The 19,716-nt window shown below is 73.1% G+C and carries 15 protein-coding genes, 3 tRNA genes and 1 pseudogene; 8 read left to right on the top strand and 11 right to left on the bottom strand.

Annotated features, from left to right (window positions below; translation table 11 throughout):
• The first annotated feature begins 69 nt into the window (after positions 1-69).
• Positions 70-714 carry a LysE family translocator gene (locus ACMA1D_RS03435; RefSeq protein ID WP_414722348.1) on the top strand — a complete coding sequence of 215 codons (645 nt, stop codon included), beginning with the start codon at positions 70-72 and terminating at the stop codon, positions 712-714.
• Positions 715-892: 178 nt separating this feature from the next.
• On the opposite strand, the gene ACMA1D_RS03430 is transcribed toward ACMA1D_RS03435, so the two are convergent.
• The gene (locus ACMA1D_RS03430; RefSeq protein WP_414722347.1) at positions 893-1,468 is read right to left on the bottom strand and encodes a TetR/AcrR family transcriptional regulator; all 576 of its coding nucleotides are present in this window, start codon (positions 1,466-1,468) and stop codon (positions 893-895) included.
• A gap of 260 nt (positions 1,469-1,728) precedes the next feature.
• On the opposite strand from ACMA1D_RS03430, the gene ACMA1D_RS03425 reads away from it, so the two are divergent.
• Positions 1,729-2,685 (top strand): NAD-dependent epimerase/dehydratase family protein, encoded by a 957-nt coding sequence (locus ACMA1D_RS03425; protein ID WP_414722511.1) that lies wholly within the window; start codon positions 1,729-1,731, stop codon positions 2,683-2,685.
• A 783-nt stretch (positions 2,686-3,468) separates the two neighbouring features.
• A complete protein-coding gene (locus tag ACMA1D_RS03420; RefSeq protein ID WP_414722346.1) occupies positions 3,469-4,203 on the top strand; it encodes a D-Ala-D-Ala carboxypeptidase family metallohydrolase in 735 nt (244 codons plus the stop codon).
• A gap of 135 nt (positions 4,204-4,338) precedes the next feature.
• Here ACMA1D_RS03420 and ACMA1D_RS03415 read toward each other — a convergent pair whose 3' ends face one another.
• A complete protein-coding gene (locus ACMA1D_RS03415) occupies positions 4,339-5,508 on the bottom strand; it encodes a glutamate--cysteine ligase (RefSeq protein ID WP_414722345.1) in 1,170 nt (389 codons plus the stop codon).
• A gap of 1,104 nt (positions 5,509-6,612) precedes the next feature.
• On the opposite strand from ACMA1D_RS03415, the gene ACMA1D_RS03410 reads away from it, so the two are divergent.
• From ACMA1D_RS03410 to ACMA1D_RS03400, 3 genes are all read left to right on the top strand, one after another.
• A complete protein-coding gene (locus tag ACMA1D_RS03410) occupies positions 6,613-8,055 on the top strand; it encodes an MFS transporter (RefSeq protein ID WP_414722344.1) in 1,443 nt (480 codons plus the stop codon).
• The gene (locus ACMA1D_RS03405) at positions 8,055-8,666 is read left to right on the top strand and encodes a MarR family winged helix-turn-helix transcriptional regulator (RefSeq protein WP_414722343.1); all 612 of its coding nucleotides are present in this window, start codon (positions 8,055-8,057) and stop codon (positions 8,664-8,666) included. The genes ACMA1D_RS03410 and ACMA1D_RS03405 overlap by 1 nt, the downstream gene beginning before the upstream one ends.
• A 284-nt stretch (positions 8,667-8,950) precedes the next feature.
• Complete coding sequence (locus ACMA1D_RS03400; protein WP_414722342.1) at positions 8,951-9,517, top strand: allene oxide cyclase barrel-like domain-containing protein; 567 nt, start codon at positions 8,951-8,953, stop codon at positions 9,515-9,517.
• Between the two features lie 120 nt (positions 9,518-9,637).
• Here the strand turns inward: ACMA1D_RS03400 and ACMA1D_RS03395 are convergent, their stop codons facing one another.
• The 6 genes and pseudogenes from ACMA1D_RS03395 to ACMA1D_RS03370 all read right to left on the bottom strand — a co-directional run bounded on the left by ACMA1D_RS03395 (position 9,638) and on the right by ACMA1D_RS03370 (position 12,883).
• Entirely contained in the window at positions 9,638-10,108 is a 471-nt protein-coding gene (locus ACMA1D_RS03395) for a cupin domain-containing protein (RefSeq protein ID WP_414722341.1), read from the bottom strand.
• A gap of 86 nt (positions 10,109-10,194) precedes the next feature.
• A pseudogene (locus ACMA1D_RS03390) lies at positions 10,195-11,029 on the bottom strand (helix-turn-helix domain-containing protein).
• 141 nt (positions 11,030-11,170) lie between these two features.
• Positions 11,171-11,572 carry a hypothetical protein gene (locus ACMA1D_RS03385; RefSeq protein ID WP_414722340.1) on the bottom strand — a complete coding sequence of 134 codons (402 nt, stop codon included), beginning with the start codon at positions 11,570-11,572 and terminating at the stop codon, positions 11,171-11,173.
• Positions 11,573-12,448: 876 nt separating this feature from the next.
• Positions 12,449-12,522, bottom strand: a tRNA-Ile gene (locus ACMA1D_RS03380).
• A 210-nt stretch (positions 12,523-12,732) separates the two neighbouring features.
• Positions 12,733-12,805 (bottom strand) — tRNA-Asn (locus ACMA1D_RS03375).
• 5 nt (positions 12,806-12,810) lie between these two features.
• Positions 12,811-12,883: transfer RNA gene (locus tag ACMA1D_RS03370), tRNA-Asn, on the bottom strand.
• Between the two features lie 236 nt (positions 12,884-13,119).
• On the opposite strand from ACMA1D_RS03370, the gene ACMA1D_RS03365 reads away from it, so the two are divergent.
• Both ACMA1D_RS03365 and ACMA1D_RS03360 read left to right on the top strand, forming a co-directional pair.
• Positions 13,120-13,419 (top strand): YtxH domain-containing protein, encoded by a 300-nt coding sequence (locus ACMA1D_RS03365; protein WP_349994078.1) that lies wholly within the window; start codon positions 13,120-13,122, stop codon positions 13,417-13,419.
• A 422-nt stretch (positions 13,420-13,841) separates the two neighbouring features.
• Positions 13,842-15,284 (top strand): FGGY family carbohydrate kinase, encoded by a 1,443-nt coding sequence (locus tag ACMA1D_RS03360; protein WP_414722339.1) that lies wholly within the window; start codon positions 13,842-13,844, stop codon positions 15,282-15,284.
• 162 nt (positions 15,285-15,446) lie between these two features.
• On the opposite strand, the gene ACMA1D_RS03355 is transcribed toward ACMA1D_RS03360, so the two are convergent.
• The 3 genes from ACMA1D_RS03355 to ACMA1D_RS03345 form a co-directional block, all read right to left on the bottom strand.
• Positions 15,447-16,820: an RNA polymerase sigma factor gene (locus tag ACMA1D_RS03355; RefSeq protein ID WP_414722338.1), complete on the bottom strand. Its 1,374-nt coding sequence runs from the start codon at positions 16,818-16,820 to the stop codon at positions 15,447-15,449.
• 297 nt (positions 16,821-17,117) lie between these two features.
• Positions 17,118-19,064, bottom strand: coding sequence for a DNA primase (gene dnaG, locus ACMA1D_RS03350; RefSeq protein WP_414722337.1), 1,947 nt, complete (start codon positions 19,062-19,064; stop codon positions 17,118-17,120).
• Positions 19,065-19,110: 46 nt separating this feature from the next.
• Complete coding sequence (locus ACMA1D_RS03345; protein WP_414722336.1) at positions 19,111-19,704, bottom strand: GNAT family N-acetyltransferase; 594 nt, start codon at positions 19,702-19,704, stop codon at positions 19,111-19,113.
• Between the last annotated feature and the right edge of the window lie 12 nt (positions 19,705-19,716).

The following is a 19,716-nucleotide window of genomic DNA, read 5'->3' as shown; positions in this document are numbered from 1 at the left end:
GTGCGGCCCGTCCGAGCCGCACGCCGCGACGCGGGGCGGCTGCTTCAATGATCGGCAGGGGGTGAGGACATGGTGTCCACCGATCGTTTGCTCGCCTTTGCGGTGATGTCGTTGCTGGTGACCGCGGTGCCCGGGCCGAGCGTGCTGTTCGTGATCGGCCGCGCGCTGGCCCACGGGCGGCGCACCGCCCTCGCCACCGTGTGCGGCAACGTCATCGGCTCGTACCTCCTGGTGGTGGCCGTCGCGCTCGGCGTCGGCTCGCTGGTGGAGCAGTCGGCCGCGGTCTTCGTCACGGTGAAGCTGGCGGGCGCCGGCTACCTCGTCTTCCTCGGCGTGCAGGCGTTCCGGCACCGCGGCGAACTCGGCGTGCACACCGAGACGGCACCGACGCCGGCGGCCCACGGCGATCTGCGCACGGTCATCGACGGCATCGTGGTGGGCGTCACCAACCCGAAGGGCATCGTCTTCTTCGCCGCCGTACTCCCCCAGTTCACCGACCGCGCCGCCGGTGGCCTCCCCGCCCAGATGCTGCTCCTCGGCCTGGTCCCGATCGGCATCGGCCTGGTCACGGACACCCTGTGGGGGCTACTCGCGGCGGCGGCCCGCGACTGGTTCGCCCGCTCGGAACGGCGGCTCTCGCTGATCGGCGGCGCGGGCGGCGCCGCGATGATCGGCCTCGGCATCACCGCGGCGGCCACCGGCCGTTCCGACTGAGCCCGGACGCCCCCCCCGCGTACGGGCGCGCGCACCCCACCGCGTACGGGCGCGGACCGACGCCTCCCCGCACGCGCGCACCCGACGCCTCCCGTACGCGCGTACGCGCGCGTGCCGCGTTCCCCGCGCCCCGCCGCCCGCACCCCGAACCGCAGGCCACAGCCCACAAGACCCCGCCCTACCCCAGCACCCGCCGCACGAAGGCCGTCAGCCGGGACGTGATCTGCTCGGGCGTCAGCCCCTCCACCGTGACGAGGTGTTCCACCAGGTCAGCCCGGACCGCGGCCAGCAGGGCGTGCGCCGCGTAGTCGGGTTCGGGCAGATCGGGGACGGCACGCAGGACGTCCCGGAGCGTGGTGTGCCACCAGGCGTAGTGCTCGACCTGGTACGGGCTCGTACTGCCCGGCTCCTCCAGGGCCAGCATCAGGTGGCGGTGCGCCAACTTGCCCTCCACCACGGCGACGAGCAGCGCCACGGCCCGCTCGCGCGGCTCGCCGGCCGGGCCGAGCGGCGGCGGCCCCTCAAGCACGGCCTGCCGCAGCGGCTCGATCCTGGCCGCCACCAGGGCGTGGATCAGCCCCGTCCGGTCGCCGAACCGCCGGAAGAGCGTGCCCTTGCCGACGCCGGCGGCAGCCGCCACGTCGCCCATCGAGACGCCGCGCGGGCTGGCGCTGCGGGCGAAGAGCTCCCCGGCCGCCGCCAACACCGCCTCCCGGTTGCGCACGGCGTCCGCGCGCTCCTTGCGTACGACCACTGCCCCTCCCGTTGCGAAACGGACCGCCGGTCCATATATTCGAGCCCGCCACAGTAACCGGACCACCGGTCCGCATCGTATCGGACGGAGCCCCTCCGATGACCGATCCCCAGCGCTCGACCGACCCCGACCGCCCCGACCCCGACCGCCCCAGCGCAGGCCACCCCGGCGCAGGCCGCCCCGGGCCGCGCCCGCCGGGCACCGCGGCGCACAGCCGCACCACCGACCCCGCCACTCGCCCCACCCACGCGGGCGCCGTCCTGGTGACCGGCGCCACCGGCACCACCGGCAGCCGCGTCGCCCGGCGGCTGCTGGCGCTCGGTTACCCCGTCACGGCCGCGAGCCGCGGCGCCACCGGACCGGCGGACGGCGCGACGCCTGCCCGGCCCACCGCACCCACGGACGACGCCAGCCCCGACCGGCCCACCGCCCCGCCGGACGGCACCACCCCCGCCCACGGCAACGTGCCGCCGCCCGGCGCCAGGCCCGTCCGATTCGACTGGTACGACCCCACCACCTTCACCGCCGCCCTGGCCGGGGCCGAACGCGTCTACCTGGTGCCACCGGCGGGCGAACCCGACCCCTTCCCGGTGATGCTGCCCTTCCTCCGGCAGGCGCGGGCCGCGGGAGTGAGCCGGGCGGTGCTGCTCAGCTCGTCCGCGGTGCCGGCCGGCGGACCGGCGATCGGCCAGGTGCACGCCGCGCTCGGCGAGCTCTTCGCCACCTGGGCGGCGGTGCGGCCCTCGTGGTTCATGCAGAACTTCACCGGCCGCCACCCGCACGCCGCGAGCGTGCGCGGCGACGGCCTGCTCAGCACCGCGACCGGCACCGGCCGGGTCGCCTTCGTCGACGCCGACGACATCGCGGCGGTCGCCGTGCACGCCCTCACCGCCGACCCGCCGCCGGCCGCCGACCTGGTCGTCACCGGCCCCGAAGCGCTCAGTTACGCCGAGGCCGCCGCCGTCCTGAGCGAGTTCGCCGGACGCCCGATCAGCCACGCGCCGATCAGCGTGCCCGAACTGCGCGACCGGTACGCCGCCCAGCTCCCGCCGGCCTACGCCGCGTTCCTCGCAGACCTCGACGACGCCATCGCCGCCGGCGCCGAAGACCGCGTCACCGACACCGTCGCCCGCCTCACCGGCCGCCCACCCCGCACCTTCCGCGACCACGTCGCCGCTCACCGGGACGCACTGACCCCGCTGTCGCCGGGGGCGTGAGTCCGTACGGGCGCCCGGGCGACACCTAGATGCCGCCCGGGTACGGGGCGGGGCCGGGCGCCCGGCTGATGGGGGCGGCTGCGCCGCGGCCGGACGGAGTCGGGCGGAGGCGGGGCCACCGGCGGCGCGGTGGAGGCCGGGGCCAGCGGGCAGGAGGTGGGCGGCCGGTCGTGGCGGCCGACCGCAACGGCCGGTGACGGGGTGACAGATGAGACCGCAGGTACGCGCAGGGCCGTGATCCAGAGCCCGTTGTCAGTGGTCGGCCGTAGCGTGAGGAGCGTCCCTATTTCCGCTGCTGGCTGCTGCGCGATACGGACACGGGGTCGGGCCCGCCCGGGCCCCCCCCCCCCCCCCCCCCCCACCCGAGCAACCACCCCCATGACATCCCGCCCCCAACCCACGCCCGCACTCCCGCCCGCACCCCCAACTCCCACCACGACCCGAGCCCCCACCCACACCCACACCCAGCGCCAACTCCCACCCGCACCCACGCCCGCCATGAACTCCCCCCACCCCAACGCACCCCACCCACCCCCGACCGCGCCCGTCCGGCAACGGAACGGTCAGCCAACTCCTGGCGACCACACGACAAGTGGGCGAACTTTTGCCACCTGGCCCGCGCGAGGTTGACGCGCGTAGCTCCCTGCCACAGGCTAGGGCGCGGCCACCGTGGCGGACGCGGCGGCGGCCCCTCCATCTGCGGCGCCGCGCGGGCCATCGCACCCCACGCGGGCCGGCAAAAGTTCCCTGCGGGTCTCAGGGATTGACGGTCGGGAGGCCGGAATGCTCAAGCGCACCACGCGCCTGCTTGTCTCATTTGTCATGGTCATGGCCGGCGCGGTGATCGGGGTCGGCGCCGCGTCGGGCACCGCCCAAGCCGCCTCGTGCTACACGTGGAACCGCACCCTCTCGCAGGGTTCCTCCGGCGCCGACGTCACCCAGCTCCAGATCCGCGTCGCCGGCTGGGTGACATCGGGCGAGCGGCTTTCGTACGACGGCCAGTACGGCGCGCGCACCGCCGCCGCGGTGAAGAAGTTCCAGGCCGCGTACGGCCTGAGCGCGGACGGCGTGGCCGGCCCGAAGACCTTCAGCAAGATCTACGCGCTCCAGGACGCGGACTGCACGCCGATCCACTTCACCTACGGCGAGTTGAACCGCTGCAACTCCACCTGGTCCGGCGGCGCGGTCTCGGCGGCGACGGCCAAGGCGAACGCGCTGAAGACGATGTGGAAGCTGGAGGCGATGCGGCACCAGCTCGGCGACGTGCCGATCCAGATCTCCAGCGGGTTCCGCTCGTACGCCTGCAACAAGGCGGTCGGCGGCTCGGCCACCAGCCGGCACCTGTACGGCGACGCCGCCGACCTGGTCGGCTCGCCCAGCTTCTGCCGCTTGGCGCAGCAGGCCAGGACGCACGGCTTCTCGCAGATCCTCGGCCCGGGCTACCCTGACCACAGCGACCACACGCACGTCGCGTTCAGCCCGTCGCAGCTCTGGTCCGCGTCCCGCTGCGGCATCTGACGCCCGCTCGACGCGCCACCGCACAACGGTGGGCCGGCCCCGGCGCTGCAACCCGCCGGGGCCGGCCCCGAAGCGCTCCCCGGCCCCGAAGCACTCTCCTCAGCCGCGGCGCACGGGCCCCGGCCGGCCGCCCGCTCAACCGAGGAGTTCGGCCGCCGCCGTCTCGGCGACCAACTGGGCCACTACGTCGCTCAGTTCACCGCTGGCGGCAAAGGTCCTGCGTTGCCGCTCGGCCGAGTTGCGCCAGCGCAACACCGCCCGCGCCAGGCCGCTGACCTCCGCCCAGTCCCCCGCCTCAAGCAGGGGCTCGCGGACGTGGGCGAGCAGCCGGTTGACGCACACTGGCGCCGGCACCAGCTCCCCCGCCACCGGGTCGATCAGCTTGCCGTCCAGCCCGTACCGCGCCGCCCGCCACTTCGCCGCGTGCAGCAGTTCGGCGGGTGCCACGGGCGCGGGGGCCCCGCGGGCGATCTCGCGCAGGCTCTGGCGCACCAGCGCGCGGGAGAGTCCCGCCTGAAGGACGGCCTCGTCAATGGTGGTGCAGGCGTCGGCGATCCGGAACTCCACCGTGTGGTAGTGCGTGCCGGGCCGTACGTCCCAGAACACCTGCCCGGCATCCGCGCTGGTCCGGGTGGAGACCAGCCGGCGCACCCGGTTCTGGTGATCGGCGTAGGAAGCGAGCGTGGGTGGCGTACCGGCCATCGGCCACCGCGCCCAGATGGTGCTCCGGTAACTCGCGTACCCGGTGGCCTCCCCCGCCCAGAACGGCGAACTCGCCGACAGTGCCGACAAGATCGGCAACCAGGGCCGTACGCGGTTCATCACCTCCACGGCCGTGTCCCGGTCCTCCACCCCCACGTGCACGTGGCAGCCGCAGATCAGCAGCTCGTCCGCGAGCCGGGCGTAGGCGTTGACGAGGTGGTCGAACCGGGGCCGCGGGGTGAATCCCACCTGTCGCCAGTCGGCGGACGGGTAGGTGCCCGAAGCGACGACAACGGCCCCCGCCTCGGCCGCGACGCCGATCAACGCCTCGCGGTGGTCCCGCAGTTCGGCCCGTAGGGCGGCCAGACTCCAGCAGATCCCGGTACGGCTCTCGATCATGCACGGGCGTATCTCGGCGCTGAAGTGCTCGCCGCCGTCCCCGCCCAGCGCATCGAGCAACGGCCCGCTGTCCGCGACCCGATGGCTGTGGGCATCGGCCACGAAGAACTCTTCTTCGACCCCCATGGACAGCAACCCGTCCACGGGCGACCGCCCAGCGTCCTCCCCGGGCGTCGGGGCAGCCGTGACGGCATCGGTACTCATCGCGCGGCCTCACAATCCGAAAGGGGGTACGAGTACGAGGGGCGCCGATCGTCCGTGTCGGCGCCCGGGTCCAACGAGCGGGCCACCCGCGACAGCCGTCCCCCGTCACGCGCTCCCCGCGCCGCACGAGCGAGGGCCGCGGCAACGGCTCGGAACGGCCCCGGCGCGGCCACGGGCGCGGGCGAACGCGACAACGGGGCGGGCCAACCGGCCGAGACTCCGCCTGCGCCGCGCCCACCGGCCGCCCGCAACCCGGCAGCACGGCGCTCCCACGACCCCGCGGCCCGTCGGTAACAGCGGCAACAGCCAGCGAACCCGTACGCGCGCGGCGGCCGATCCGGGCGTCCGACCCGACGGCGGGCGCCACCCGCCCGGCCGGTCCCGCCGTGCGGCGGCGCGCCTTCGAGGCCATCGGACGCCGGGGCTCCGTACCGTGGCGCGCGTCCGCCGGCGCCGGCCGCACCAGGTGATGTGTCGCACCGTTCACTAGCAGAGCGCCCACCCCGTCCCACTGCGGAGAAGCGGCCCGGACCAAACGCTCCATGCTAGCGCGCACCCCTCGAACGCCCGCTGGACCGATCCCGCCCCGGGCCAACATTGGCCGGATCGAAAGACCCCACCACGACGAGCGCACCCGAACGCGCCCCGCGCACCGCGGCCCCACACCGACCACCGCCCCAGGTGACCGCCCCGAGCCAGCCACCGGTGCGCGCCACCACCCCGCCCGACCGCCCCCAACCCCACTCCCCGACCCACCCCAGCCGGACCGGTTCTCGCCCGCAGAGCCCCACTCTCCCCCACCACGCCACACACCCACCGCACACACCCACGTGCAGGAACACCCTCCACGCAACGGGCCGGGCCCACCCGAGCCAGGCCCACCTGAGCCAGGCCGACTAGCGCCCCCGCCCAACCCCAGCCACCCTCACACCAGAGCCACCCACCCCAGTCCGGGCTCCGACCCCGGCCCGGGGCTGGCCCCACCGACACAGCACCCGCACCGAACACCCCGGACTGCCGCACCGCCGCACGTACCACCGCACGGAGAACATTTATTTATGCCACCATAATGATTACAGGGACTCAACTATCTCGGGGACCGCCATGACCGATCTCGCCCCACACCGCCGCTGGCTCGTACTGGCCATCTGCTGCCTCAGCCTGCTGATGGTCAGCCTCGACACCACCGCGCTGAACGTCGCCCTCCCCTCCATCCAGCACGACCTGGGCAGCTCGGTCTCCGGACTCCAGTGGACGATCGACGCCTACACGCTCGTCCTGGCCAGCCTGCTGATGTTCGCGGGCTCGCTCGCCGACCGGATAGGCCGGCGACGCGTCTTCCGTACCGGTCTGACCGTCTTCATCACCGGCTCCGTGCTGTGCAGCATCGCCCCCGGACTGGGCTGGCTGATCGCGGCGCGCGTGGTCCAGGCGATCGGCGGCTCGATGCTCAACCCCGTCGCCATGTCCATCGTCAGCAACGTCTTCCCCGACTCCCGCGAGCGCGCCCGCGCCATCGGCATCTGGAGCGGCGTCGTCGGCATCAGCATGGCCGCGGGCCCGCTCCTCGGCGGCGCGCTGGTGGAAACGGCCGGCTGGCGGGCCATCTTCTGGCTGAACGCCCCGATCGGCCTGACCGCACTGCTCCTCACCCGCTGGTACGTACCGGAGTCCCGCGCCGAACGCCCGCGCCGCGTCGATCCGATCGGTCAGGTCCTGGTCATCGTGCTGCTCGCCACCACCACGTACGCGATCATCGAATCGCCGGTGCGCGGCTGGTCGTCACCGCTGGTCATCGCCTGCGCGGCCACGGCAGCCGGCACCCTGCTGACGTTCCTGCGGTACGCGCGACGCCGCACCGACCCCCTCATCGACCTGCGGTTCTTCCGGTCCGTACCGTTCTGCGGGGCGACCCTGATCGCCGTCGCCGCGTTCTTCTCGCTCGGCGGCTTCCTCTTCGTCAGTTCGCTCTACCTCCAGAACGTGCGCCATCTCGACGCGCTGCACGCCGGCCTGTTCATGCTGCCGATGGCGGCCATGGCGATGGTCAGCGCGCCGCTGTCGGGGCGGATCGTCGCGGCCCGCGGCCCCCGCGTCCCGCTGGCCACGGCCGGCGTCGCCCTCGCGGCGAGCGCCACCCTCCAGGCCCTCACCTACTCCGTCCACCTCTCCACCGCGGTGCTCGTCCCCGCGTACGCGCTCTTCGGCATCGGATTCGGCCTGGTCAACGCGCCGATCACGAACACCGCCGTATCCGCGATGCCGCGCTCGCAGGCCGGTGTGGCCGCTGCGGTGGCCTCCACCTCCCGCCAACTCGGCCAGGCGCTCGGCGTCGCGGTCATCGGCGCGCTGATGGCAACCACCAGCCACACCAACCCCACGGACTTCGTCCACACCGGCCGCACCGCCTGGTGGCTGATCGCCGGCTGCGGCGCGCTGATCCTGCTGATCGGTACCCTCACCACTGGCCGCTGGGCTCAGTCAACGGCCCAGCACACCGCGAAGCGGTTGGCTGCCGAGGAGACCAGAACGACGGTGAGGGCCTGATGGCGCGCCCAGAGGACACGAACCAACAGGCAGACGACGCCCTCGCCGCTGACGCCACCCCCGCCGCTGGGAGCACTTCCGCTGCCGACGCCGCTTCCACCGCGCACAGCACTCCCCCCGCTGACGCCGCTCCCGCTCCGGACGCCACTCCCGTCGCGCGCGACACCCCCGCCGCAGACGACGCCCCGCACCCCGGCGACGCCACGACCGAGGCCGCCACGCGCGCCTGGCAAGGGCTGCACACCCTGCTCCTGGACCGGCACAACCGCCGCAAGGAGGTCGCCGACGCACTCGGCATGAGCTTCAGCCGCATCCGCGCCCTGCGCCGCATCGCCCCCGGCCCACTCACCCTGCGGGAGCTGGCCGCGCGGCTGGCCAGCGATCCGCCGTACACCACCGTCATCGTCGACGACCTGGTACGCCGCGGCCTCGCCGAACGCCTCACGCACCCCGTCGACCGCCGCGCCAAACTGGTCCGCCTCACCGAAGCCGGCCACACGGCGGCCACCCGCGCCACCGCCATCCTCGCCACCCCACCCGACGCCCTCCTCGCCCTCCCCACCGAGGACATCGAGGCGTTGGACCGCGTGGTGACGAAACTCCTGAAGTAGCGGGTACGGCGCGCTGCGGGGCGTGCGGGCTCACGGGGTGGGTGGGTTCACGGGGATGGATGGGGCGGGGGCCGGCCCGTCAAGGCCGATCGAGCCATTCATCCGGGGAGTGGGACGCCGCACGCGCGAGGGGACGGTACGGAATTCCGCGCGCCCCTGTGCCTCCTTTTCTCCATGCCTCCCCGCCTATGACGCCATAGCAATTTTGGCCTTGGACGCGGCGATTCGGGCGCCATAGCGTCAAGTGCGTTCACCCGCCAAGGCCGCTGGGAGGAGAACCCGACATGGTCGAAAAGGCCGTCAACGAGATGGAATCCGCCGACGCACGGGCACGGAATGGACGGAACGGGAAGCAGCCGCACGGCGGGAAATCCAGCCGGAGCACGCTACTGCGGCTCACCGCCGTGGCCGTGGTCACCGCCGCAGTCGGCGTGTTCGCGCTGGGCAGTGCGGGCGCCGACACCCCGCAGCGCGACTCGGTCGAAATACTCGACCTCGCCATCCAGAACGACCAGTACGCAGAGACCGACCTCGGCCCGGCCGGCCCGAGCCTCGGTGACACGAGCGTGTATTCCGGCGGCGTACTCCAAGGAGGCCGCAAGGTCGGGCTCGGTGGCGGCTCCTGCCACATCGTCCACATCGCCGGCGAAAAGCGCACCACCCAATGCCTGATCACGCTCAACCTCGAACAGGGTTCGCTGACCATGCAATCGCTCGCGGAAAAGGGCGCGAGCTCCCTCGACATGGCCATCACCGGCGGCACCGGCGCGTATAGCACCGCCCGCGGCACGGTCCGCTACTGGGACATCGCCACCCCGAACGAACGACTGCGCGCCCGCATTCTCCGCTGACCGGCCGCCCCACCAGAACCCACATCGCGAGGACGCCGACGCCCGCCCCTCGTACCCCGTCCGCCCGCGACACCCCGGTCCTCGCCGGCGACACCCGCCGGATTGTCGCGGCACCTCGCATCAAGGCGCTTGCGGACCGGACGCGCCGCCACCGTCCCCGACCGGGCCGGTGTCGGTCCGCGGGCGGTGGTCGGTGCCGAGGCCGGGGGTGACGGTCAGGATGGACGACGGCCCCGCCAGGTCGACCGCGTGCCAGGCGCCGGCCGGGTTGACGGTGGCTTCGCCCGGCCCGAGGACGACGCGTTCGGACGCCCCGTCCGCCTCGCGGATGACCGTCGCGGAACCGCTGAGACAGACCACGAGTTCGTCGCCCGCGGGGTGGCGTTCCCAGTGGTCGCCGGGGCCTTCGCCGTCGATGATCGTCACCAGCCGGCCCTCGCCGCCGTCCGCCGCGACCGCGGCGCTGTAGGACTGGAGCACCGCCGGGTCCCAGGCGAAACCCTCGATGGGGCGCGCCCGCGAACCCAGTCCGAGGTGGATGGGGGTCGTCCGCAGGTCGATGGCGTTGCGTGTGTGGTTCACGAGTCTCATGCCGACGATCTTCACGGGACGACCCCCATGCGGTCTTGAAGAAATGGGAACGGAAGCCGCTCCACAGTGACCGCCCCGCCCGGCGGCTACCCCTCTCCGAGCAGGACCTCGCCGCGACGCCAGGCCGTCGGCGGCCGACCGGTGAACTCCCGCCATTCCCGTACGAGATGGGCCTGGTCGGCGTAGCCGGAGCGCGCCGCCACCTCGGACCACGGCAGCGGGTCGCGCGCCGTCGCCAGGTCGTGCGCGTGCTCGAAGCACAGGACGCGGGCGAAGGTCTTCGGCGTCAGCCCCACCTCACCGCGGAACTGCTCGGCGAGGTGCCGCCGGCTCCAGCCCAACTCCGCGGCGACGGCCCCCACCCGTACGCGGCCCCGGGCGGCAACGAGACGACGCCACGCCTCGGCCACCTCGGGACGCACCCGGGGCGGCCCGTCCCCGCCGGTGGCGCGGCGGACGGCCCGTAGGAACACCTCGTCCAGCACGGCGAACCGCGCGGCCCACGTCGGCGCCGCGCGAAGCCGCTCGACGAGTTCGCCGCCGAGCGCTCCGAGCAGTTCGTCGAGCGGCACGAGCCGGTGGGCGAGCGCGGCGGCGGGCACACCGTAGACGGCGCGCGCCCAGGGGCGTCAGCGACACCCGAACGCCCTGCTGGCGACCATCGTGGTGAATCCCGACGGAGCGACACATCAACCCGCCCGCCACACCGCCGTACCGGCCGACCGGCGCCCCGTCGCCCACGCCCGCGGCCACCGGCAAGGGATCGGCCAGGCTGATCACCGCGGTGAGCGTGCGCCCCGGCGGCCCGCAGTGCACCCCCGCCGGAAACCGCCGCAGATCAAATCCGAGGTACGAACCGACATACCGCCGCAGGGCGGGCGCCGGCCGCACCTCGATCTCGCCAGCAGTACGGTCCCCCATGCTGGCCAGTGTACGAACGGGCGGCGCCATCAAGATCGCCACCGCCCGAACGCCTCAAAGCGCCCCGAGCGCACTGTGAATCGGCGCCCCACCCGGAACCGCCACCCGGCCGCGATCACCGCCGATAAGCCTGCCGCGCCTTCACTCGGCCCCGGCGGCGCCGCGCTGGTCCTCAACGTGGACGACGTTCAGTTCGGTGCCGTCCTGGTGCCGCTTGGAACGCCCGCACATTCCGACCGCGAGATTGTCCTGCCCGCCGGGCTCGTCGGGCGCAACATAGGTGAGGACGTCATGGTGATGACCGGTGACCACCCACCCGTCGACGTCCCTGGCGTCGATCACCCCAAAATCCCCCGCGGGAGTTCCCGCATACACGGGCCCGAATTCCGCGAGAAGGGCAATGGCCTGCTCGGCAAGATCTCCGTCAGGAGCAGTGAGCACCACACAGGTGCCGTTCTCAAACAGCACCCACGACTTGCGCGGGTCAACAAGAAGGCGCCGCCAGACGCCGATGAGTATCTCGGTATCCACACGGTTCATCATGCCGCAGAGGGACCGTTTGTGGACCGAATTTAGGAGGCGCCGAACTTGGGCGAACCGGGTTTGACAGGGGCCACGTTTGCGGCGAACCGGCCCTGGGAGGGGCCGGCTTGCAGGGGGGCGCCTGCCGTTTCGTCTTCCTCCGCGGCGGCACGGCCCCCCTGACCACCACAAGCAACGGCTCCGACTCCGGCTCCCTCCTCCTCCCCCACAACTGCCCCACCTCGACCACCGCGCCGCTGCTGGCTCTCCCATCGCCACGCACATCGCACACACCAGCAACGAACCAGAAACACCCGACTCAAGAACGCGCGCGGGCAAGCCGCTTCCCCAACTCCTCCACGGGCGGCGTCATTTCACCGATGGAGTAGCCGATAAGGATTCCGCAACCTCCCGACCTCACCTTGCGGCCGAAACTCGGCGAAACCCCTCCAGTTCAGAGTCTCCGAAAATTCCTTCGCAGTCTGAAATAGCTGCGAGAAATCGCCCCTGGTGAGCTGGATGGCCAGTTTGGACTCGTGGGTGGCGGAACCCTCCAAAAGCTCACCCCTCTGTACGCCGCCGCCCCCACCCCCGGGCGCTGGAGGTCCGACAGATGCTCGGGCCGGGGCCGTAACCCCTCGACCTCCAGCATCCGCCCTTCCGCGATGCCCCTTCCAGATCCTCCAGCGGCTCATCCGACAGCTCCTGGCGAGGCCGGCCCCGGTGACGGCGGTTCCGGCCGTCGCCGCACCTCGGCCCTGCCCAGCCACGATCATTGGCCCTTCGGGCGAGCAGCGGGCGGGCCAACGGTCTCGAACGCACGAAGGGGAGCCCCCTGAAGTTCTGGGAGCTCCCTGAATTGCCTGGTCAGAACGATCCTTCAGGCGAAGACTGAGGTGGGGCGGGTGGGACTCGAACCCACGACCGACGGATTATGAGTCCGCTGCTCTAACCGGCTGAGCTACCGCCCCGTAACGGCGCGTCGCGCACATCTGTGCGCGCCGTCTGCCGCAGCATAGCCGCTCATACGATCTGCTGCCCCCGAGGGTCCGCATCGCGCATCAATGGGGACTACGGGAGGTCCCCGAACGGTTCCCGAGCGGGTGGAACTGCTGGTCGTGGCCGGCTCGGGGGTGGTGGAACGGGCATGAAAAAAGCCCCTTACGGGGCTCTTCCTTCAGCTCCCCCGACTGGACTCGAACCAGTAACCCTCCGGTTAACAGCCGAATGCTCTGCCAATTGAGCTACAGGGGACCGAGCTCCCCCGACTGGACTCGAACCAGTAACCTGCCGGTTAACAGCCGGCTGCTCTGCCAATTGAGCTACAGGGGATTGCTCCGTGTGCCTCGATTGCGCTCCCCTCCGGTCTCCCGGGCGGCGCGCGCTCGCTGCGACACATACATTAGCGCAAGCAGGGGGGTGCTTCGCCAATCGGTTCCCCAGGGATGATCAGCTAGTGATCAGAGGGTGATCACCAGCCGCTGCGGGTAGGCGGGCACCACGACCCAGCGGGGCTGTCGTGTTCCGTACGGTCCGGCAGCAGCGGAGAGGCCAGGAAAGGTGGAGTGATGCGCTACCGGCTGACGTTCATCACCGGAGTCGCCGTCGGCTACGTGCTCGGCGCGCGGGCCGGGCGTGAGCGGTACGAACAGCTACGCAAGAGTGCGCAGCGAGTCTCCCAGAACCCTGCGGTCCGCAACACGGCCGAGGCCGCCGCGCACGGCGGGCGTGAGGCGGCCGGCAAGGCGTTCGACGCGGTGAGTGCGCGGTTCGGCGACCGGCTCCCCGAGTCGGTGTCGGCGCGGGTTCAATCGCTGCGTGAGCAACGCAACGCCACAGAGGACGACTGGGGCACCAGCAACACCTAGCCGGTGCGCCGGCTCGGATGGACGGCGGGTTCGGGGCAGTGCCCCGGGCCCGTCGTGCGTTTGGCGCGTGTGACGCGGGTAACGCGCGGGGCAGCGGCGAAGCTGCGTACAGAAGAACAGAAGATGCGGATAGCGGACAGACACGGAAGGCAGCGCCGCGTGTGGCGGCCGAGGTCGGTACGGACCGGCCGATGCCACGAAGGTGGGAGTGCGGCGCGTGCGCCGCGCGGGGGGCTGCCGCAGCCGCGTCCGGCGCCCGCCGACGCAACCCCTGAGCGGCCCGCGCGTGCCCGTGTCATAGCCCGATTCGGCGGCATCTGGGGCGATCCGGGCAGGTCAGGTGTGGGGGGCTGATGCCACCCCGGTGGGCGGGGCGTCCCTTGGCGCGGTGTGGGGGCGGCGATGAGGCATTATCGGGGGCCATGGGGATAGTCGCCGGGTTGGACAGTTCGTCGGAGTACACGCGCGTCGTCGTCTGCGACACGGACACGGGTGCGGTGCTGGGGCAGGGGTACGCCCCGCATCCCGCCACCGGAGCCGATGTGGACCCGCAGGCGTGGCTGCTCTCGCTGGGTGAGGCCGCCGACGGCGGGCTGCTCGAAGGAGTGCAGGCCATCGGCGTCTCCGCGCAGCAGAACGCGGTGCTGGTGTTGGACGCCGGCGGGGTGCTGGTGCGGCCGGCCATGGTGGGCAACGACAAGCGGGCCCAGGCTTCGGCGGCCGATCTGGTGGACGCTCTCGGCGGGCGCCCGGCGTGGGCCGAGGCCGTCGGCTCCGTACCGCACGCGGGCCAGGCCGTGGCGAAGCTGCGCTGGTTGGCGCGGGCCGAGCCGGATGCGGCGCGGCGGGTGGCCGAGGTGCTGCAACCGCACGACTGGCTGGTGTGGCAGTTGCTGGGAAGGCCCGGGCGGCGCACCACCGACCGCGGGGCCGCGTCCGGCACCGGGTACTGGTCGGCCGCGTCCGGCCACTACCGTCCTGACCTCGCCGAACTCGCCCTCGGCCATCCCGTGCGGCTGCCGGATGTGATCGCTCCGGCCGAGCCGGCCGGGCACACCCCCGAGGGGCTGCTGATCTCGGCCGGCACCGGCGAGACCATGGCCGCCGCGTTCGGCCTCGGCGTCTCCCTCGGCGACGCGGTCATCTCGCTCGGCGCCTCGGGTTCGGTGTTCGCCGTCCACCACGAAGCGCTCGCCGACCCGACCGGGACCATCACCTCGTACGCCGACGCGACCGGCATGCACCTGCCGGTGGTGCACACGCTCAATGCCGTACGGGTGTTGCGGGGCGCCGCCGAGATGCTGGGCACCGAGTTGGAGGGGCTGTCGGAGCTGGCGCTGAAGTCGACGCCGGGGGCGCACGGGCTGGTGCTCCTGCCGTACCTGGAGGGCGAGCGCACGCCGCACCTGCCGCACGCCGCGGGAACGCTGTCCGGGCTGCGGCGGGAGAGCATGAAGCCCGAGCACCTGGCGCGGGCCGCGTTCGAGGGGATGCTGTGCGGGCTCGCGGACGCGTTGGACGTGCTGCGCGGGCGGGGCGTCTCGGTGCGGCGGGTGTTCCTGCTCGGGCCAGCGGCCGAGTTGGCTGCGGTGCAGGCGATCGCTCCGGCGCTGCTCGGGGCGCAGGTCGTGGTGGTCGAGCCGGCGGACTACGCGGCCATCGGGGCGGCCCGTCAGGCGGCGTGGGCACTCGGCGTACGCGAGGGCACGCTCGCCCCGCACACGCCGCCCGCCTGGCCCGCGGCGGCCAGCCAGGTCTTCGAACCCGGTGAGGAGCTGGCGGTGGGGCAGTCGGTGCGGCAGCAGTTCGGCGCGGTGCGGGACCAGATCCACCCGGAGGCGTTCGGCTGGAATCCGCCGGCCTGACACCGGAGCGGACAGCGGCTGCGGCTGCGGCTCACGCTGGGTCGTGGCTCGTGTTGCGATCGCGGCCACGGCTCGCGCTGCGGTCGCGGCTCACGCCGTGGTCATGGCTCGTCCTGCGGTCGTCGCCACAGCTACAGCTACAGCAGATGCTCGGCCGGGACGTCAGTCCAGGTAGCCGCGGAGTTGGTCGGCGAAGGCGTGGTCGCGGAGTTTGCTCAGGGTCTTGGACTCGATCTGGCGGATGCGTTCGCGGGTGACGCCGAAGATGCGGCCGATCTCCTCCAGGGTGCGCGGGCGGCCGTCGGTGAGCCCGTAGCGGAGTTGGACGACCTTGCGTTCGCGCTCGCCGAGGGTGGACAGCACCACCTCCAGGTGCTCGCGGAGCAGTAGGAACGCGGCGGACTCGACCGGCGAGGTGGCGTCGCCGTCCTCGATGAGGTCGCCGAGCGCCACGTCGTCCTCCTCGCCGACGGGCGCGTGCAGCGAGACGGGCTCCTGGGCGAGTTGGAGTACGTCGCTGACGCGTTCCTCGGGCAGTCCGAGGTGGTCGGCGACGTCGGCCGCGGTCGGTTCGTGGCCGCGTTCCTGGAGCATCCGCCGCTGGACCCGCACCACGCGGTTGATGAGCTCCACCACGTGCACCGGGACCCGGATGGTGCGGGCCTGGTCGGCGAGGGCGCGGGACATGGCCTGGCGGATCCACCAGGTCGCGTACGTGGAGAACTTGTAGCCGCGCGCGTAGTCGAACTTCTCCACCGCGCGGATCAGCCCCAGGTTCCCCTCCTGGACCAGGTCGAGCATGGTCAGCCCGCGGCCCACGTACCGCTTGGCCACCGAGACCACGAGCCGTAGGTTCGCCTCGATCAGCCGGCGCTTGGCCATCCGGCCGCGGACCACCAGGGTGTCCAGGTCTGCGGCGAGTTGGGTGTCCAGGTCGACGGCCCCGGCGAGTTTCGCCTCGGCGAACAGGCCGGCCTCGACCCGGCGGGCGAGCTCCACCTCGTCGGCGGCCGTGAGCAGCGGGATGCGGCCGATCTCGCGCAGGTACTGCCGGAACAGGTCGGATGAGGTGCCGCCCGCGTCCAGCCGGGGTGCGGACGCCTCGACGCCCCCGCGCTCCCCCGCGCCGGCTGCGGGATCGGCTGGCGCCTCAGCCGCCTTGTCGGCTGGCTCCCCGACGGACGACTCGGTGGACGGTCCGATGAGTGGGCCGGCGGATGGGTCGGCGGATCGGCCAGCCTCACCCGGGGTCGGCCCCGCCCCCGTCGCCGCACCATGCAGTGGCGCCTCGCGGGGCACAGGCGGCTTCGCCGCCGGGTCGGGTGGTGTTGGGGTGGCTGATGTGACGGGCGGGCTCTGCGGGGCGCTGACGGCCTCGGGCGGGATGGTGCGTACGGGGCGGGGGTGCGTGCCGGGGTCGGTGAGGTCGGGGGGCGTACGGGGCGGGGCGACGTCGGGTGCCGGCCCCGGGGAACACGGGGCGGGGGCCTCGGGCGGCACCGGGCGGGCCGCTTCGGTCCGGGTATGGGTCTGCACGGGGGCGACCTCCAGGGTGATCACCGCCGGCTGGTGGGCGGCGTGCGGCGGTGGGGTGGCCGCGCGGCCCGGCCGCCGCCCGTCCCGCCCGCCGTGAGGGGATGTGCGGGGCTGCGTGGGCCGTCCCGGCCGGCACTGCCGCGCTCCGAAAGCTCAGGCGCCGACTCCAGTGTGGGGCACGACACACTTCTGCCACGAGGGGCGTGCGCGCACTTTCTGCGACCGCTGCGTCACCGGGCGGCTACGCTGCGGCGATCCGCCCCGCGCCCCGAAAGCCGCCCGCAGCCGCCCCGGTGGCTACAGCGCGGCGGCCCCGCGCTCGCGCAGGGACTGCCCGTACTGCTGGAGGACCCACAGTTCGTTCTGCACGGCGGCCAGGTGGGTCGGGTCGGCCTGGGGGCCGAGGCGTTGGAGGTTGCCGCGGATCTCGGTGATCCGCTGGTTGACCGCGGCCAGCCGCACCGCCACCAACTGCACGCCGGCGTAGACCTCGTCCGGGTCGCGGCGGGTGTGCAGCGGCTCGACGGTCAGTTCCGTGACGAGCGCGCGCACCGTGTCGTCGGGCGCCGCCTCGCGCACCCGCGCCACGTACTCCTTGTCGGCCGACGCGACCCCGCCGGCCTCCGCGATGACCTCGCGGACCACCGCGTACGGCGGGGCGGTGAACTCGTCGGCGCCGTACGCGTCGAAGGCCGGGGCGACCAGGTCCGGGCGCTGGAGGGCGAGCTTGAGCAGCTCGCGCTCGACGCGGTGGGCGGGGCTGCGCAGGTTGAGCGCGGGGCCGCGCAGGCCGGGTGGGGCGGGCGGCGGGGTGGCGCCGGGCTGGCCGGCGCGGCCGGGCTGCGGGCCGCCGTCGCCGCGTCCGTACGCGCCGTTGCTGCGACCTGCGGGGCCACCGCCGCGCTGGCCGCGCTCGCGGTTCCAGCGGGCGAGCTGGCCGACCCGGCGCACCACGAACTGGGTGTCCAGGATGCCGAGCATGCCGGCCAGCGCCACCGCGTACTCGTGCTGGATGGAGCTGTTCTTGATGTTCGCGACGATGGGGGCCGCGGCCTCCAGGGCGGCGGCGCGACCCTCGGCGGTGTCCAGGTTGTGCCGGCTGACGACGTGCCTGATGGCGAAGGCGAACAGCGGCGTGCGGCTGTCCACGAGCTGCGCCACGGCCGTGTCACCCTCGGCGAGCCGCAGCTCACAGGGGTCCATGCCGCCGGGCGTGATGGCGATGGAGGTCTCGGCGGCGAACTTCTGGTCGTCCTCGAAGGCGCGCAGGGCCGCCTTCTGGCCTGCGGCGTCGCCGTCGAAGGTGAAGACGACCTCGGAGCCGGAGTTGTCCATCAGCAGCCGGCGCAGGATCTTGATGTGCTCGCCGGCGAACGCCGTGCCGCACGTGGCGATGGCGGTGGTGACGCCGGCCAGGTGGCAGGCCATGACGTCGGTGTAGCCCTCGACGACGACCGCCCGGTTGCTCTTGGCGATCTCCTTCTTGGCGAGGTCGATGCCGTACAGCACCTGGGACTTGCGGTAGAGCGGCGTTTCGGGGGTGTTCAGGTACTTCGGGCCGTTGTCGTCGTCGCGCAGCTTGCGGGCGCCGAAGCCGATCACCTCGCCGGTGATGTCGCGGATGGGCCACATCAGTCGGCCCCGGAAGCGGTCGATGGGGCCGCGCCTGCCCTCCTGGGCCAGGCCGGACAGCAGCAGCTCCTTGTCGCTGAAGCCCCGGCCGCGCAGGAAACGGATCAGGTGGTCCCAGCCGGCGGGGCTGTAGCCGATGCCGAAGTGCTCGGCGGCGGCCTGGTCGAAGCCGCGCTCGGCGAGGAAGACCCGGCCGATCTCGGCCTCGGGGCTGCCGAGCTGCTCGGCGTAGAACTGCGCGGCGACCTTGTGCGCCTCGACCAGGCGGGTGCGCTCGCCCTGCTGGCGGCCGGGGGTGTACCCGCCCTCCTCGTACCGCAGGGTGATGCCGGCGATGGAGGCCAGTCGCTCGATGGTCTCGGCGAACGAGAGGTGGTCGATCTTCATGACGAAGTCGACCGTGTCGCCGCCCTCTTGGCAGCCGAAGCAGTAGAAGAGGCCCTTGCTCGGGCTGACCTGGAAGGAGGGCGACTTCTCGTCGTGGAAGGGGCACAGGCCCTTCAGATTGCCCCCGCCGCCGTTGCGCAACTGGAGGTACTCGGACACGACGGCGTCGATCGGGACCGCGTCCCTGACCGCCTTCACGTCGTCGTCATTGATCCGTCCTGCCACGCGTGAATTCTACGGGCGCCCTGTGACACTCCCGTCCCGCGCCCGGTTAGAGCTCGATCACGAAGACCAGGTGACGGCCGCTGGGCGCGAGGTCGAACTCCTCGCCGACGGCGGTGAAGCCCTGCCGCTCGTAGAAGCCGCGGGCGCCGGTGCGGCCGTTGCACCAGGCCCAGCGGGCCCCCCGGGCCGCGGCCTCGGCGAGCCCGGCCCGCAGTACGGCCACGCCGTACCCCCGCCCGCGGGCCGCGGGGGCGCTGGCCAGCCCCCGGAACCGGTAGCTGGCGCCGGCCGCCGGACGGGGAGCGCGGGCGTCCGCGGCGGGTGGCAGTGGGTCGGGGAAGGCGGGTGGCAGTGGGTCGGGGAAGAACGTCACGCAGGCCAGGGGCGGGGTGCGGGCCGGTGGGGCGGCCGGGGTGGCGGAGGGGACGGCGTCGCCCACCGGGTGCGGGGCCGCGGCCGGTGGGGCGCCGGCGCCGGTCTGGCCCTCCGGCGCGGCGGAGGGGTACGCGGCGAGGTGGAAGACCCCGGCCGCGCCGTCCTCGGGGAAGGCGGCCGTGGCCCGGGGCAGCCCGGGGCGGAGCACGGACCAGCGCAGTTCGAAGATCTCCGACACCGGGACCACGGACGTGATGATCGGCATGCGGGCCACGCT

This window comes from Streptomyces sp. 796.1, assembly GCF_047525675.1.
GTDB lineage: Bacteria > Actinomycetota > Actinomycetes > Streptomycetales > Streptomycetaceae > Streptomyces.
Note: the sequence above shows the minus strand (reverse complement) of the source record. Positions and strands in the feature narration are given on the sequence as shown.